Source organism: Candidatus Omnitrophota bacterium (assembly GCA_041648975.1).
Lineage (GTDB): Bacteria > Omnitrophota > Gorgyraeia > 2-01-FULL-45-10 > 2-01-FULL-45-10 > JAQUSE01.
In genome coordinates, this window is the sequence record JBAZNZ010000007.1 from 1 (window position 1) to 15,875 (window position 15,875).

The window sequence follows — 15,875 nt, forward strand, 5'->3', positions numbered from 1 at the left end:
AGAGTTTTTTATAAATAAAGGATTGAAAGTTAAAGAATTCCAGAGTGAAACCCAAAGAATAGTTTTTGCCGAAGGGAAATATTCGATTAAATGATCATATCGGTTGCGAGCGGTAAAGGTGGCACAGGGAAAACCACCATAGCAGTTAATCTGGCATTATCCTTGAACAATGTGCAATTACTCGACTGTGACGTTGAAGAGCCGAATGCCCATATTTTCCTTAAGCCGGAGATAAAAGAAAAGCTCTCCGCGTTTATTCCCATCCCGGAAATAGATGAGGTAAGATGCAATACATGCGGCAGATGCCGCGAGGTATGCGCGTATCATGCGATAGCTGTCATCCCTCCCGGTGATTCCGGTAAGGGGAGAGTCCTTGTTTTTCCGCACCTCTGTCATGGGTGCGGAGCCTGCAGCCTTTTATGCCCGCAAAAAGCCATTAAGGAAGTAGATAAAGAGATAGGTATAATAGAAATAGGACAAGCGCGCGGCGTGCAATTTATCCACGGCAAGCTTAATGTCGGCGAGATAATGTCTCCGCCTTTAATAAGGCAGGTTGAGGATCATATAGATCCCTCTAAAACCGTTATTATTGACGCGCCGCCGGGAACATCGTGTCCTGTGATAGCAGCGGTAAAAAAGAGCGATTACTGCATACTTGTAACCGAGCCCACTCCTTTTGGCCTCAACGACTTGGTACTGGCGGTCGAGGTACTGAGGAAAATGAAGATTCCTTTTGGCGTTGTCATTAACCGCTCTGATATAGGTGATGATAAAGTTGACAAATATTGTCAGGATAAAAATATACCTATACTACTTCGTATACCGTTTGATAGGGAGATCGCCCTTCTTTATTCCCGCGGCATCCCGCTGGTTCAGGAGAAAGCGGAATATAGAGAAAAATTTCAAAAAATGTTTGATGTGATAAAAGGAAATGCATGAAACAGATAGTTGTAATAAGCGGCAAAGGTGGTACGGGGAAGAGCGTTTTAACGGCCTCGTTTGCCGCACTTGCAAAAAATAAGGTGATAGTCGATTGCGACGTAGATGCGGCAGATTTGCATCTTTTGCTGCATCCGGTTGTAAAAGAGCGTTATGAGTTCAGAAGCGGGAAGACCGCAAGGCTTGATAAGAAAATATGCACCCAGTGCGGTAAGTGTGTTGCTCCGTGTAGATTTGATGCTATAAAAGACGACTTGACCATCGATCTAATTTCGTGCGAAGGCTGCGGGTTATGCAGCCTTGTATGTCCCGTTGGTGCTATAACTATGGAAGAGAACGTAGCCGGTGAGTGGTTTATATCGGATACAAAGTACGGCCCTTTTGTCCATGCGAAGTTAGGTATTGCCGAAGAAAACTCCGGGAAACTTGTCGCGAAAATACGGCAGATAGCCAAGGAGATTGCTGAAAAAGAAAGCTTAGATTACGTTATTATTGACGGCCCTCCCGGCATTGGCTGTCCTGTGATTGCTTCATTATCCGGCGTTGACTGCGCCCTGGTTGTGACCGAGCCTACACTTTCAGGTCTCCATGATGCGAAGAGAGTTATCGAGGTTGCGGAACACTTCAATGTGTCGGTTAAGCTGGTAGTTAATAAACATGATCTCAATAATGAGATGACTGATCATATAGAACAGTTTTGCATGGATAGAGGCATTGCTCTTATTGGTAAGATAGGTTTCGACAAGGCCATTGTGGAGTCGATGGTTGCGGGAAAAACGATCGTTGAACATTGCGGCGGCAGGATAAAAGAAGAGATTGTTAAGATTTGGGAAGAGCTGAAATGATTATAACTAAACAAAAAAGCATAGACGAGATATTGAAATACATTGAAAAAGATTCCACCGTTTTTTTGATCGGATGCGCTGTTTGCGCCACTACCTGTAAGACGGGCGGCGAGAATGAAATAAAAAGCCTGTCAAAAGCGCTTGAAGATAGCGGTAAAACCGTAGCCGGGTGGGATATTCTTAATCCGGCTTGCTATGTTTTTGAGTCAAAAAAGCTTCTTAGGCGCAAAGAGAAAGAGCTTACCGCTTCCCAATCGATCATAAGCCTTGCCTGCGGCGGCGGGACACAGGCCATGGCGGAGATTCTACAGAAGCCTGTTTATCCGGCCAATGATACGTTATTTCAAGGGGAGATTATCAGGCTTTCCCCAAAAGAGGATCGTTTTGAAAAAAAGTGTCTGATGTGTGGCGAATGTATAGTAGGTACGACCGGCGGTATCTGCCCGGTTACCAGATGTCCCAAAGGCCTGCGAAACGGCCCTTGCGGCGGGCAGAATAAAGGTAAATGCGAAATCGACCCTGACAGGGATTGTGTATGGGTCCTTATTTATAAAAGGCTTAAAGAATTGGGGCAGCTTGAAAATATGCGGTTGATGAGCGGGGCAAGGGATCATAGAAAAGCAATTGATTGGTTGCTGGTTAATAAACACTAGAGAAAGAAGATTTTAAAAAGCATGAAGGATATTCATATTGTTAGATATTTTTCATCATTGATTATCATATCGAATGGTAGAGTAATCAAAGTAACTAAGCCTACCATTTCGCATTGTCCACTTGCAGGTTTTCTTTATAAAGGGCTCAAAAGATCCGGCGATTTGCCGCTTCCACGGCTAAAAGATGAAATTAAAAAAGTCGTTGAAGGTAAAATAAAACAGTTTGGTTTTTGCACTAAAAACAGGATGGTATGGGAAGAAGAAAGCTCGATACCTTATGGGGCCTCAGAGATCATAGCCCACGGGTTAAAAAATAAATCAATCGATTGTACCGTGACAGTATGCGATGGTGTAGGGACGGTTATTACGAATATTCCTCAGATCGTGCAAGGCATAGGCGCGAGAATGCATACTGTGCTAAAGACATCTTTTATACCGGAAGTTGCCGTGAAATTGCGCCGGTATGGTTGCCATATATTAGAGGAAAGGGGTACGATAGACCAAAAGGCGGGAGTTGCAGCGGCGGTAGAAAAGGGTTTTAACAATATTGCCGTTACGGTATGCGCTTTTGGCGATGAGCGTCTTGAGTATATAAGGAGGATCGAAAAAGAGCGTAAGATATCGGTAACCATTCTTGTCATATGTACGTCAGGCATTAAAAAGGACCGCCTCGATGAAATAGAAAAATATGCCGATATAGCGTGGTCTTGTAATTCACCGGATGTAAAGAACCAATTAAACAAAAGGGCGATAAGGGCCTTGTCAAAAGTATCACCGGTATATATTTTAACCGAAAACGGCGCAAAGCTTGTTGCGGCGTATTCGCCGAATATATTCGGCGTAAGAAAAGAGATGGGAGAACCAGCATGCGGCTAAAAATTTTAGCAGAAGGTTCGACAAAATGGCAGCGTTTTGTAAAGCATTGGGGGTTGTCCATTCTTATAGATGACGACATCCTTTTCGACACATTCGGAAGACCCGATTACATTTTAAAGCAGCTAAAGCAATTCCATATAGATGTTGATAAGATAAGGCATATCGTAATTTCTCATGATGATTGGGATCACGTCGCAGGTTTATGGAAGATATTGGAACGCAATAACGACGTTACCGTATATGTATGTCCTCATTTTAAATCCGGGATCAAGGCAAAGATTAAGTGGTATGGCGCGCGTATCGCGGAAATAGACGGGGTATTTAATTTACGGGATAATATCTATTTGAGCGGCGAGCTTACGGGTAAACGGTGCGATTTCGATATTTCGGAGCAGTATCTGGCCGTAAAATCAGCCGAGGGAATTGTTGTTATTACGGGATGCGCCCATCCCGGCATAGTTGAGATTACACAGCACGCCAAATCCTCTTTTGATTCGAATATTCGATTTCTTATAGGAGGTTTTCATCTCAAAGACTATACGGCAGAAGGAGCTCATGATATAATCTTAAGATTAAAAGCGCTAGGGGTCGGCCAGGTCATTCCTTTTCATTGTACGGGCCGGATCGCGCAGAAGTTATTCGAAAAAGAGTTTAAACAGGATTGTATTATTCCGAGCGAAGGTCAAATTATAGAAATTTGAGAAAGGAGATAAAATAAGAAACTACTATGGAAAAGCTGATCAACGATTTTTTGGCACAGAAGAGTTTTGCTGTGGCGGGATCATTCCGGGACGAATCAAAATACGCCTACAAGATTTTAAAGATATTGAAAAATAAGGGATATGAGGTCTATCCTGTGCATCCCACCATGAAGGAAGTTGACGGACAGCCTTGTTATTCAAGCGTTAAAGATATTCCTTATGCTGTAGATGTCGTTAATTTAGTTACGCCACCTTCGGTGACTGAAATGATATTGGGAGAATGCAAACAGAGAGGTATAAAGAAGATATGGCTCCAGCCCGGGGCCGAGAGTGAAAATGCAATAAGGTTTTGTAAGGAAAACAACATGGATGTTGTATACCAGGTTTGTGTCATGATGGAAGCGAAGTAAAAACCGGAGGATGTGTAATGCCGAATAAGACAGATATATTAGTAGTGGGAGCAGGCCCCGCAGGAATAGTATGTGCCTTAACCGCTAAAAAATATTATCCCGATAAAAATGTCACGGTAATCAGAAATATCGCAAACGGTGTTATTCCCTGCGGCATTCCTTACATGTTCGCAAGTTTAAACAATCCCGATGACAATAAACTCGGAATGGCGTCTCTGGAAAATAACGGCATAAAGACGGTCGTTGATGAGGTGACCGGTATAAACAGAAAAGAGAAAAGGGTAGAAACGGCGGGCAAAACAGATTATGTGTATGAAAAATTGGTTCTGGCGACCGGTTCAATGCCCCTGATCCTGCCCATAAAAGGGATAGATAAAGATGGAGTTTATCCGATCAATAAAGAGATGGCATATTTAAAAGATGTGATAAAAAAGATAAAGAACTGTAAGCACGTTCTTGTTATAGGAGGCGGGTTTATAGGTGTTGAATTTGCCGATGAGCTTTCTAAATTAAAGGGGCTTGCCGTTACATTAGTAGAGGTGCTTCCGCATTTAATGGCCAATTCGTTCGATCCGGAATTTTCGAAGATGGCTGAGAAGCGTTTACTGGAAAAAGGAATAAATGTTTTAACCGGTACCAGGGTTACGGAGATAGCCGGCGGAGATAGGGTCGAGAAAGTGAAATTTGATAACGGAAAAGATATGCCTGTCGACGGGATCATACTTGGAGTCGGGTCAAGGCCAAATGTAAAATTGGCTGTTGATGCCGGATTGGAATTGGGATCCTGCCAGGGTATTTTGACCGATGAATATATGCGCACTTTACGCGATCCGGATATATTTGCGATAGGGGATTGTTCCTGCAAAAGGGATTTTTATACCCGGAAGGCGATACCCGTGATGCTGGCTTCCACTGCAACAGCCGAAGCCAGGATCGCCGGGGCAAATTTGTACCAAATAAAGGTAGTGCGGGAGAATAAAGGCACGATTGCCATATATTCCACGTATATTGACGGCCTTGTCCTGGGTTCGGCTGGGCTTACGGAAAGGACAGCCAGCGCGGAGGGTTTTGAGATCATTGTCGGCTGCGCGGACGGCATCGATAAGCATCCTGTTTCGCTGCCCGGAGCCGTCAAAGGTATGGTAAAATTAATATTTTCCCGGCAGTCAGGTATCATCCTGGGAGGGCAGATAAGCTGCGGAATGTCCTGCGCGCAGGCGATCAACATAGTAGGGATAGCGATCCAGAAAAGGATGTCTTACACAGAGCTTGAGACTTTACAGATCGCGACTCATCCGTATCTGACAAGCGCTCCTACCATGTACCCGATAATAATGGCTGCCCAGGATGCGGTAGGGAGGATACGTGGATAAAAATTATAAATATATTTACGGGCCGGTGCCCTCATGGAGACTTGGCAGCTCGTTGGGTATCGACCCGATATCTCAGAAAGAAAAAGTGTGTAGTTTTGACTGTGTTTACTGCCAGATCGGTAAAACAAAATGTTTGACCGCCGACAGAGAAATATTCGTTCCTTTTCAAAAATAATAGATGAATTAAATTTTTTGCCGCCTTTGAAAATAGATTATATTACCTTTTCCGGGGCCGGGGAGCCTACTCTGGCTAAAAACCTGGGGGAGATGATAAAAGCCGTAAGGCGGGTCAGAAAAGAGAAGATAGCGGTTTTAACAAATTCTTCGTTAATGTAAAGGGAGGATGTTTTAAAAGAACTATCTATGGCTGATCTCGTTGCATGTAAATTGGATGCGCCTTCTCAAGGCGCCTTTGAGTTGGTCAATCACCCTGCGAAGGGTATTAATATCGGCGCGGTCATCGACGCTATAAAGGACTTTAAGAATCATTATAAAGGGAAGCTGGCCTTGCAAGTCATGCTTATGGAAGAGAATAAAGCTTTGTCGGAATGCAAGAAGCCGATATTTTTTCTTTTTATGGTAAAATGTCCTGTTGTTGCCCGGGACGTAAAATGCAGGCTTGGAGATGTGATTTTAATGCATAAGAAAAAACGTTAAAGGTTTAATAAGATGGCGAGTTACATAATAAAAGAATTGAGAATCCATGCGCCTTTCACTTTTTTCGGGGCGATATCGGGTATTGTGGTCATGGCATTGTGCCATAAGCTGCCTTATAAAACATCTTACGATATATTTTATATCCTGCATCCGTCGCACGTTTTTTTGAGCGCTCTGGTCACCGCTTCTATGTACAAACTTCACAAATGCGGCCGCATAACCGGGAAATGCATTATGGGGAAATGCAATTTATGGAGTTTACTTCTTATAGGTTATGCGGGCTCTGCAGGCATTGCCACATTAAGCGACTCGGTAATTCCTTATTTATGCGAGGCATTGTTTAAAATGCCTAACAGGGGTATTCATATAGGTTTTATCGAGAAATGGTGGATTGTTAATCCTCTTGCGATAATAGGTATAGCGGTAGCTTATCTTAAGCCTGAGACAAAATTTCCGCACGCGGGGCATGTGTTGTTGAGCGTCTGGGCTTCCTTGTTCCATATAATAATGGCGCTGGGGCAAAACATGAGCTTTGTTTTATATCCCGTAATCCTTATATTTTTATTCGTAGCGGTACTGGTGCCCTGTTGTGTGAGCGATATAGTATTTCCTTTGTTATTTGTAAGAGATAAAAGGAGCTGATTTTATGCATGAAACGAGATTTGTAAATGAAATATTTGCCGTGTTGAAGCAGAGACTGGGTAAGGATGCGGCTTCGGGACGGATTTTAGTCAATGTTCGCTTAAGCCCTTTCAGCCATGTATCGGCTACGACCCTGAAAGAGTCGTTCAATGCGTTGGCCGGGAATGAAGATTATAAAACCGCGTCAATTAATGTGCTCCCGCTTGAAATTCCTTTCGAATGCGGTAATTGCAAACGCAAGGCCGTGATCACGAAAAAAATGTTTGAATGCCCTTTTTGCGGCAGCGCGGATGTTGATATTAAAATGGACAAAGAATTTTTTGTAGAATCACTGGAAATAGAGAAAAAGGATGCTTGATATATGCATGACTTGGTTACTTCAGGATAAGGGATTATGAAAAAAGTTTCTTTGGTCCATCTTAAACCGAACCACAAAGGCAGGGTCTCGGAAATCTCGGGAGGCTTGGGATTGCGGCACAGGCTGATGAGCATGGGCCTTTACGTGGGTAAAGAGGTCACAAAGCTTAGCTACATCGGTTTGAGGGGGCCTGTTGTAATAAGGGTTGGCCGCAGCGTCCTGGCCCTGGGGCACGGGATGGCGATGAAAATTATCATAGAGGCAGAATGATAAAAAAGATCTATTTAATAGGTAACCCGAATGTCGGCAAAAGCGTCGTATTCTCCCGCCTCACAGGTGTCCATGTAGTCTCATCCAATTATCCCGGTACCACCGTCGAGTTTATCAAAGGTTATTTAACATCCGGAAATCAGAAGATCGAAGTTATTGACTTGCCCGGGACATATTCATTAGAACCAGGTTCAAGCGCCGAAGAGGTAGCCGTCTCGCTGTTAAAAGAGCATTCACAAGATGAGATAGCCGTCATTAATGTCATCGATTCAACCAATTTAGAAAGGAATCTGCTTTTGACCCTGCAGCTTGTTGAGGAAGGATTTCCGACGATCGCCTGCATGAACATGTGCGACGACGCCGTTCATAGGGGAGTTCATATCGATATCAGTAAGTTAGAAGAAATTTTACAAATTCCCGTGATTTCTACCTGTGCCGTAACGGGGGCGGGTATAAAATTATTGATCGATAGGATAAAAGAAGCAAGGTCTGTTTCAAGAAGTAAGCTTCCTCATGAAGAACGGTGGAAGGAGATAGGGCGTATCATCGAGCAGGTACAGAACCTTGAGCATCGCCATCACCGCTTAAGAGAGTTATTGGAGGACGCGTCTGTTTGTCCGATTTCAGGACTAATAATGGCGGTGGGAGTTATATATGTATCATTTAAAATAGTCCGTTTTATAGGTGAATCCATAATAAGCAGAATAACAGATCCTTTCTTTTATGAAACGGTCCAGCCTTTATTGGAAAAGATGACCGCTCATTGGCAGGAAAAGAGTTTCGTATTCCACTTGCTAATAGGCGATTTGATTCACGGAAAGATAGATTTCAAGCAGTCGCTTGGACTCTTGACCACAGCGCCCTACATTGAATTCGGCATGGTATTGCCGTATGTAATATCGTTCTATCTTGTCTTGAGCCTGCTGGAAGATATAGGCTATCTGCCGCGCCTGGCAATATTATTGGACAATCTCTTGCACCATCTGGGCCTGCATGGCTATGCTATAATACCTGTGCTTTTAGGTTTTGGTTGCAACGTTCCAGGTATATTGTCTACGCGTGTATTAGAGTCAAAACGCGAAAGGTTTATCGCCTCTACTATTATCTCCATCGGCGTGCCATGCGTTCCGCTGCAAGCTATGATTGTCGGGTTACTGGGCGCGTTCGGCGGCTTTTATGCCGGCGGCGTATATCTTGTGTTATTTTGCGTAATATTGATATTGGGGGTAATTTTAAACCGGGCCCTGCCCGGATACAGCCCCGAATTTCTGATAGAAATTCCTCCTTATAGATTTCCTCCGCTTACGATGCTGGCAAGAAAATTATATTTTCGCGTTAAGGGTTTTTTGTTTGAGGCAGTGCCGATAGTATTGATAGGCGTCCTGGTCGTAAATATACTTTTGTATTTTAAGTTGTTTGACGTCGTGACAGGCCTCTTTGCCCCGGTTATCCACGGATTATTCGGCCTGCCAAAAGAAGCGATAGTCGCCCTTATCGTGGGTTTTTTAAGGAAAGATGTCGCGGTGGGCATGCTCGCGCCGCTGGGACTTTCAGCCAAACAACTTTTTATAGCGGCGACATTATTGGCTATATCGTTCCCATGTATCGCGACTTTTATAGTTTTATGGAAAGAACTTGGCGTTAAAGACCTGATAAAATCGACGCTTATAATGATAACAGTCAGTATCATCGTAGGCGCTATGCTTAATTTTGTGATTCTGCGTTAAGTTTTAATAGGAGGCGCATATATGGATCGAGCACTGATATTAAAAATTCAGAAAAGCGAATTGACGGATAATATCGTTTACAAGCAGCTTGCCGGGCTCGTGAAAAAAGACGAACATCGCCGCCTCCTGGAAAAGATCTCCGGGGAAGAGCTTAAACACTATCAGATTTTTAAGGGTTTGACAGGCGAGGAGGTCCTGCCTGACAGGCTCAAGGTATTTCTATTTGTGGCCATTTCCCGTTTTCTCGGATTAAATTTTGGCCTTAAGCTTATGGAGACTGCCGAAGAGATAGCCCAGGATACATACGAAGGCTTAAAAGGCATATCGCCGGAAATAGAATCCGTGATACGCGATGAAGAGGAGCACGAAAAAGAGATAATAGGGTTAATCAACGAGGAAAGTCTAAAGTATGTAAGCTCGGTAGTTCTCGGCTTAAATGACGCCCTTGTTGAATTGACAGCGGCCCTTACAGGATTTACTCTTGCCTTGCAGAATAGCCGCCTCATAGGGATCGTGGGATTAATCACAGGGATAGCGGGCTCCATGTCCATGGCGGCCTCGGAGTATCTCTCGACCAGGCAGGAAGAGACGGACAAGGACCCTATCAAGGCGAGCGTTTATACGGGCATCGCCTATGTATGCACAGTGATCCTGCTGGTGATGCCTTATTTTCTGTTCAAAAACATATTTTTAAGTCTAAGCCTGGTCATCGCGACCGCGCTTTTGATCATACTTACCTTTACTTTCTATATCTCTGTCGCCAAGAGTCTTGATTTCAAGAAAAGATTTTTTGAGATGGCCGGTTTAAGTTTAAGCATAGCGGTTGCGACATTCTTTATAGGCCTTGCGATGAGAAAAATATTCGGAGTGGAGATTTAGATTTATTGATATTGGACAAGGTATGTTTGTGGTATAATTTACCGAGATGGGCACAAGAAATACATATATTAAAGTCTTATTAATATTTGCCGCAGGCATATTTTGTTTTCTTGCTATAGGCGGAGTATTTTTTCACAATCACGAAGATGCCTGCAATCACGACGATTGCCAAATATGCCAATGGGCAATCAGTTGCGCGTTTACTTTCTTAATAGTAACTCTACTATTCTTTTGCCTTTTGTTCTGCCGTAAAACCGCATTTTTTGTTTCCGTATTCATATCGATTTTCTGCAAGATAAGCCTTCATCTAAGGTCTCCACCTGCCGTTCTCCCCATAGTTTAGTTCAACCATAAAAAATCACAAATTCTCTTAGGGGAGATATCGATGACCCATTCGACTTCGCTCAGGGTCATCCTGAGCGACTAAAAGGAGCCGAAGGATGAAAAAAGCAATTATACTTTTCATTATTATTTTATTTATCCCCTTGTTTGCAGCAGACGCAAGGGGCAGCGAAGTTGCGCAGTTGCAGCAAGAAATGGCGGCATTAAGGTCTCAATTCAGTGAAATGAAAATGAGCTATGAGACGAGGATAAACCAGCTTGAAACAAAGATAGAAGACATACAAAAAACCTATTCGATACGCGCGCAAACACCTCAAATCACGTCTCCAGTCCAGCCTCAATCTACATCGCTTGGGCGATATTTCCAGAGCTTTAACCCGGATGTCAGCGTAATAGGCGATTTTACCTACCATGCGACGGATAGGAAGAACGAAGAATTCCGCAACCAGTTCCAGATGCGCCAGACAGAGCTTGCTTTTTCGGCATCCGTCGATCCTTACGCGCGAGGAGATTTCTTCTTCCACATAGAACAAGAAAATGGCGACTGGCATATCGGTCTATGTGAAGGGTATTTGACGCTTCTTACTCTGCCGATAGAAGGATTACAGGCCAAGGCAGGGAAATTCAAAGTCGAATTCGGCAAGGCTAATAAATATCACCTGCACAACCTCCCATGGGTCGATTATCCTAATATGATTACCAATTACTTCGGCGAGGAAGGGATGAGCGAGCCGGGAGTTTCCGCAAGCTATCTCATACCGAACCCGTGGAATAAGTACATGGAATTGACAGGGCAGGTTGTAAATAATAGTAACGGCGTAAGCTTTGCCGGTACCGACAGTAAAGACCTTGTCTATCTCGGGCACCTTAAGGCATTCTTCGACATAAACGAAGAATCGACAGTTGAGGCTGGATCAAGCCTTGCGGTAGGTTCGAATACCGGATCGCACGGCAAATTCGGCAAGGATATGACAGCGCTGGAAGGCCTAGACCTTACGTATAAATGGCGTCCGCTCCAGAAAGGACTCTATAAATCTCTTACATTCCAGAATGAGCTTCTATTCAGCCAGAAGGATAGGCCCTATTTTGATGACGGTACCGACATAATAGACGGCAAGACCCTGAATTCATGGGGGGCTTATTCATCGTTAGAGTATCAATTCGCCAAGCGGTGGACGGCTTTCGGAAGGTATGATTTCTCGGAATTCCCGGACTATACGAAGAACCGGGAGAATGCCTATTCGCTGGGGCTTACGTTTGCGCAGAGCGAATACTGCTTGTGGAGGGTGCAATTCAAGCGCACAAACAGGAACTATGACAAAGATGAGAATGCCGTATGGCTGCAATGCGACTTCGGACTTGGTCCTCACAGGAAACACGAATATTAATAGTTCGACAGGCTCACTATTATCCTGAGCCTGCCGAAGGATAAAATATACTAAAGGAGTGCGATATGAGAAAAATATGCGTTTTTTTGATAATGTTACTGGCAATGAGCAGCTTCGCTTATGGTAAAGACACGCTGAACGTCCTTACCACAACAGAAGATCTTAAGTCGATTACCGAAGCTATCGGGGGAGATAAAGTCAAAGTAGATTCTCTTGCCAAAGGTCTTCAGGATCCGCATTTTGTGGACGCGAAGCCGTCTTTTATGATGAAGGCCAAGAATGCGGATCTATTTATACGGATTGGTTTAGAGCTTGAGATCGGATACGAGGAACTGATAATAGACGGCTCCAGGAATCAGAAGATACGGATTGGGAACCCGGGCCATCTTGATGCCTCTGAAGGCGTGTATCTTTTAGAAGTTCCTACCACTGCGAAGGTTGACCGGTCAATGGGAGACGTCCATCCAATGGGCAATCCTCATTACTGGCTTGATCCTGAGAATGCCAGGATCGTGGCACGAAACATCGCCGGTCGATTATCAGAGATTCTTCCGGAAAATGACGGATATTTTAAAGAGAACCTAAAGGCATTTGATAAGAAGATGGATGAAAAGACGGCCGAATGGAACAGGAAAATGGCGCCTTTCAAAGGAAAAAAGATTGCCATTTATCATCGCAGTTGGCCGTATTTCGCGGATAGGTTTGGGTTGGTAATAGCATGTGAGTTAGAACCTAAACCCGGTATCCCGCCGTCACCCGGACATTTGAAGGAAGTAATAGACATAATGAAACGCGACAATGTAAAAATAATACTCATGGAAGTATTCTATGATGAAAAACCCGCGCAGTTTGTTGCCGCCCAAACCGGAGCTGAAGTAGTCGTGGTGCCGAATTCTGTCGGCGGCACAAAAGATGCCAAGGATTATTTCAGTCTTATTGATACGATTGTAGAAAAAATTGCGGCAGGATTTCAGGTCTCAGGAAAGGAGTAACTGGTTATGGACATCTTTACATTGATGGCGGCCCCGTTTGCCGCGTGTCTTGTGCTTACAGGCATCCACTGTTATCTTGGGCTTCATGTTGTAATGAGAGGTGTTATATTTGTAGATTTGGCCTTGGCCCAGATAGCCGCTTTTGGCGCTGTCCTGATGCTTTTATTCGGATATGAACTATCGAGCCCGCAGTCCTATACAGCCTCGCTCCTTTTTACTTTTATCGGAGCGGGAATTTTCGCTTTAAGCAGATTAAGAGAGAAGGCGATACCTCAAGAAGCTATTATCGGAATAGTTTACGCGGTCTTCTCCGCGGCGGCAATCCTTGTCCTGGATCGGGCGCCTCACGGACATGAGGCGCTGCAGACTATGCTCGTGGGCAGTATCCTTTATGTCAATTGGTCTGCCGTTTTAAAGATGTTCTTGATTTACCTGGCCGTAGGGGTGTTTCACTTTGTATTTCGAAAAAGGTTTTTTCTTATCTCACGGGATGTCGGCGAGGCGAGAAGAAAAGGAATTCCGGTCATGTTTTGGGACTTTCTTTTTTACATTACTTTCGGATTTGTGGTTACCAGTTCGGTTAAAATCGCAGGCGTACTTCTGGTGTTCAGCTATCTCATTGTCCCGGCAGTGTGCGCCATGCTTCTGGCGAAAGATGCCCTGCGCAGGCTTATTCTCGGCTGGATCATAGGATTTTTAGTCAGTATCTTAGGGCTCTTTTTTTCGGTGAGGTTGGATCTACCCACCGGAGCGTCGGTAGTAACTTGTTTTGGCGTAGCGCTTATCGTATCAGCGGGGCTGTCGTTTTATTTAACAAAGAGAACATAGATAAACAATGTCCGTCCGAATGTCCGCCTTTCAAGAGCGGACATTTTGTATCAATTTGTGCAGTAAAGAGTTGCGAATTTTTCGATCAAAAATGACCGGACAAATTGGACCCTACTTTGCAATCACCACGTTATAGACAGGGTGCTTCGTAGGGCAAGCCCTCCTCCAAATTTTAGCGAGGAATAGACCTCTCTAAAACCGAAATTTTGCTTGTTTTCGCTAGTAATTGCCCTATAATACGTACCTGGACAGATGCCGGAAATATCGATCCTGGCTTTTATGTTCTAAGAAATCTTTATGAGCCGAAAAAATCAAACTGCAGTCAAAACATCATTCTTACAAAAAATAGCCCTGGTAATGTTTGGAGGATTTTTAACCATTGTGATCCTTGAAATAGGGTTGCGTTTGGGAGGGTTTGTATTATCATCGATACAGGAGCGCAGGAACGAGGCCTCTGCCGCCAAAAAAGGGGCCTACCGTATTATGTGCCTGGGCGAATCTACAACCGCCGGTCAATATCCGGCATTCCTGGGGGAGGAATTAAACCGGCGCAGTGCCGGCATGAAATTCAGCGTTATTGATAAAGGTATCGCCGGAACCAATACCTCGCATACGGTAGGCAGATTGGAGGCTGATCTGGAGGCCTATCATCCCAACATGGTCATTACTATGATGGGGATCAACGATGAAGGGCCGCATATGCCGAAAGAGAGCATTCCTTCTTCCAATTATTCCGACATGGCCGTTACTATGATGGGGATCAATGATAAAGAGCCGCATATACCGAAAGAGAAGATCTCCTATTCCAACATAAGCAATTTCTTAAGATCTTGCCGGGTCTACAAATTAATGCGGCTCCTGCAGCTGCATATAGCGTATAAACTTAAAGGCCGACGATCCGATCAATTAAAACCGGTATCCTCAGGTCTTCAAGATCCCCGCGAGGTGAACCGCCAAAAAATCGATGCATATTATAAGCTGGCCCGGCCTTATCTCAGTCAGGGAAAGGGTCCGGAGGCGGAAGAATTATTCCAGAAGATAATCGCCGCCAATCCGCGGGATGACATGGCCTATTATGTGTTGGGATGGGTCTACCTGAATCAGGATAAAAGCCTGGCCGCTATGTCCGCTTATCAGAAAGCCGTAGATCTTAATCCGCAAAACTGCTGGATATTTGATGAGCTGGGAGTGCTTTGTAAAGAGCGAGGGCAGATGGACAAGGCAGAGAAGATATTCACTCTGGCGGCTAACCTTAACCCCAAAGATGATTGGGTCTATAACGCGCTGGGATGGATATATTTGAATCAGGGCAAAGTTGTAGAGGCGGAGGAAGCTTATAAGAAAGCCGTTGTACTTAACCCGCAAGACGTAGAACTATATTATGCCTTAGGGTGGCTTTACCAAAAGCAGGGCAGGATCGCTGAGGTTGAGTCCTTATACCAAAGAGCCATAAAAGATAATCCTGAAGAAGACTGGGCTTATAGTGAGCTGGGTACGTTTTATATGGGTCAAGGCAAGTTAACCGAGGCGGAGAAATTATTTAAAAAGGCAGTTGAGCTTAGCCCGGAAAATGACCGGATCGCGGGGAATATGATATTGTTATATGAAAAAATGGGCAATACCCGGCTGGCTGAAGAATACAGAAAGAGAGCCGAATCGTTAGGATTAAATCATTTTCCCGCACACACAGCCGCCAATTACCGCAGCCTCAGAGCAACTCTGGCAAAAAAAGGCATAGTTTACGTTTGTATGCAGTATCCTATGCGTAATATCGATCCATTGAAAAAGATATTTCAAGGTCAGACGGAGGGTATCATTTTTATCGATAATGAAAAGATGTTTAAAGATGCTCTCAAGCAAGGCAGTTATAGTGATTATTTTAAAGATATCTTTGGCGGAGACTTCGGGCATTGCACGGACAAGGGCAATAAGCTGATTGCCCGGAATCTATCTGATATTATTTTAAAAGACGGTTTTAATAAATAGTTTTAATGA

General features: G+C 44.1%; 17 protein-coding genes. All 17 read left to right on the plus strand.

Annotated elements, in window-relative coordinates; all coding sequences use genetic code 11:
* Nucleotides 1-90: 90 nt before the first annotated feature.
* Complete coding sequence (locus WC592_03025) at nucleotides 91-939, plus strand: ATP-binding protein (GenBank protein MFA4981423.1); 849 nt, start codon at nucleotides 91-93, stop codon at nucleotides 937-939.
* Nucleotides 936-1,784: an ATP-binding protein gene (locus WC592_03030; protein ID MFA4981424.1), complete on the plus strand. Its 849-nt coding sequence runs from the start codon at nucleotides 936-938 to the stop codon at nucleotides 1,782-1,784. Before WC592_03025 ends, WC592_03030 begins: the two co-directional genes overlap by 4 nt.
* Nucleotides 1,781-2,437, plus strand: a complete 657-nt coding sequence (locus tag WC592_03035) for a methylenetetrahydrofolate reductase C-terminal domain-containing protein (GenBank protein MFA4981425.1) — start codon at nucleotides 1,781-1,783, stop codon at nucleotides 2,435-2,437. The genes WC592_03030 and WC592_03035 overlap by 4 nt, the downstream gene beginning before the upstream one ends.
* A gap of 21 nt (nucleotides 2,438-2,458) precedes the next feature.
* On the plus strand, nucleotides 2,459-3,313 hold the full coding sequence (locus WC592_03040) for a DUF2099 family protein (GenBank protein MFA4981426.1): 855 nt from the start codon (nucleotides 2,459-2,461) through the stop codon (nucleotides 3,311-3,313).
* Nucleotides 3,304-4,014, plus strand: coding sequence for an MBL fold metallo-hydrolase (locus WC592_03045; protein ID MFA4981427.1), 711 nt, complete (start codon nucleotides 3,304-3,306; stop codon nucleotides 4,012-4,014). The genes WC592_03040 and WC592_03045 overlap by 10 nt, the downstream gene beginning before the upstream one ends.
* A gap of 26 nt (nucleotides 4,015-4,040) precedes the next feature.
* Nucleotides 4,041-4,424 carry a CoA-binding protein gene (locus WC592_03050; GenBank protein ID MFA4981428.1) on the plus strand — a complete coding sequence of 128 codons (384 nt, stop codon included), beginning with the start codon at nucleotides 4,041-4,043 and terminating at the stop codon, nucleotides 4,422-4,424.
* Between the two features lie 17 nt (nucleotides 4,425-4,441).
* Nucleotides 4,442-5,797, plus strand: coding sequence for an FAD-dependent oxidoreductase (locus WC592_03055; protein ID MFA4981429.1), 1,356 nt, complete (start codon nucleotides 4,442-4,444; stop codon nucleotides 5,795-5,797).
* A 363-nt stretch (nucleotides 5,798-6,160) separates the two neighbouring features.
* Complete coding sequence (locus tag WC592_03060; protein MFA4981430.1) at nucleotides 6,161-6,454, plus strand: hypothetical protein; 294 nt, start codon at nucleotides 6,161-6,163, stop codon at nucleotides 6,452-6,454.
* A gap of 12 nt (nucleotides 6,455-6,466) precedes the next feature.
* Nucleotides 6,467-7,096, plus strand: a complete 630-nt coding sequence (locus tag WC592_03065) for a hypothetical protein (protein ID MFA4981431.1) — start codon at nucleotides 6,467-6,469, stop codon at nucleotides 7,094-7,096.
* A gap of 4 nt (nucleotides 7,097-7,100) precedes the next feature.
* The gene (locus tag WC592_03070) at nucleotides 7,101-7,454 is read left to right on the plus strand and encodes a hydrogenase maturation nickel metallochaperone HypA (GenBank protein MFA4981432.1); all 354 of its coding nucleotides are present in this window, start codon (nucleotides 7,101-7,103) and stop codon (nucleotides 7,452-7,454) included.
* Between the two features lie 36 nt (nucleotides 7,455-7,490).
* A complete protein-coding gene (locus WC592_03075; GenBank protein MFA4981433.1) occupies nucleotides 7,491-7,724 on the plus strand; it encodes a FeoA family protein in 234 nt (77 codons plus the stop codon).
* Nucleotides 7,721-9,451, plus strand: a complete 1,731-nt coding sequence (locus tag WC592_03080; GenBank protein MFA4981434.1) for a ferrous iron transporter B — start codon at nucleotides 7,721-7,723, stop codon at nucleotides 9,449-9,451. The genes WC592_03075 and WC592_03080 overlap by 4 nt, the downstream gene beginning before the upstream one ends.
* A gap of 21 nt (nucleotides 9,452-9,472) precedes the next feature.
* Nucleotides 9,473-10,330 carry a VIT1/CCC1 transporter family protein gene (locus tag WC592_03085; GenBank protein ID MFA4981435.1) on the plus strand — a complete coding sequence of 286 codons (858 nt, stop codon included), beginning with the start codon at nucleotides 9,473-9,475 and terminating at the stop codon, nucleotides 10,328-10,330.
* Between the two features lie 572 nt (nucleotides 10,331-10,902).
* On the plus strand, nucleotides 10,903-12,060 hold the full coding sequence (locus WC592_03090; GenBank protein ID MFA4981436.1) for a hypothetical protein: 1,158 nt from the start codon (nucleotides 10,903-10,905) through the stop codon (nucleotides 12,058-12,060).
* Between the two features lie 65 nt (nucleotides 12,061-12,125).
* Complete coding sequence (locus tag WC592_03095) at nucleotides 12,126-13,052, plus strand: metal ABC transporter substrate-binding protein (protein MFA4981437.1); 927 nt, start codon at nucleotides 12,126-12,128, stop codon at nucleotides 13,050-13,052.
* Between the two features lie 6 nt (nucleotides 13,053-13,058).
* Complete coding sequence (locus WC592_03100; GenBank protein MFA4981438.1) at nucleotides 13,059-13,880, plus strand: metal ABC transporter permease; 822 nt, start codon at nucleotides 13,059-13,061, stop codon at nucleotides 13,878-13,880.
* A 381-nt stretch (nucleotides 13,881-14,261) separates the two neighbouring features.
* Nucleotides 14,262-15,866: a tetratricopeptide repeat protein gene (locus WC592_03105; protein ID MFA4981439.1), complete on the plus strand. Its 1,605-nt coding sequence runs from the start codon at nucleotides 14,262-14,264 to the stop codon at nucleotides 15,864-15,866.
* Nucleotides 15,867-15,875 lie beyond the last annotated feature (9 nt).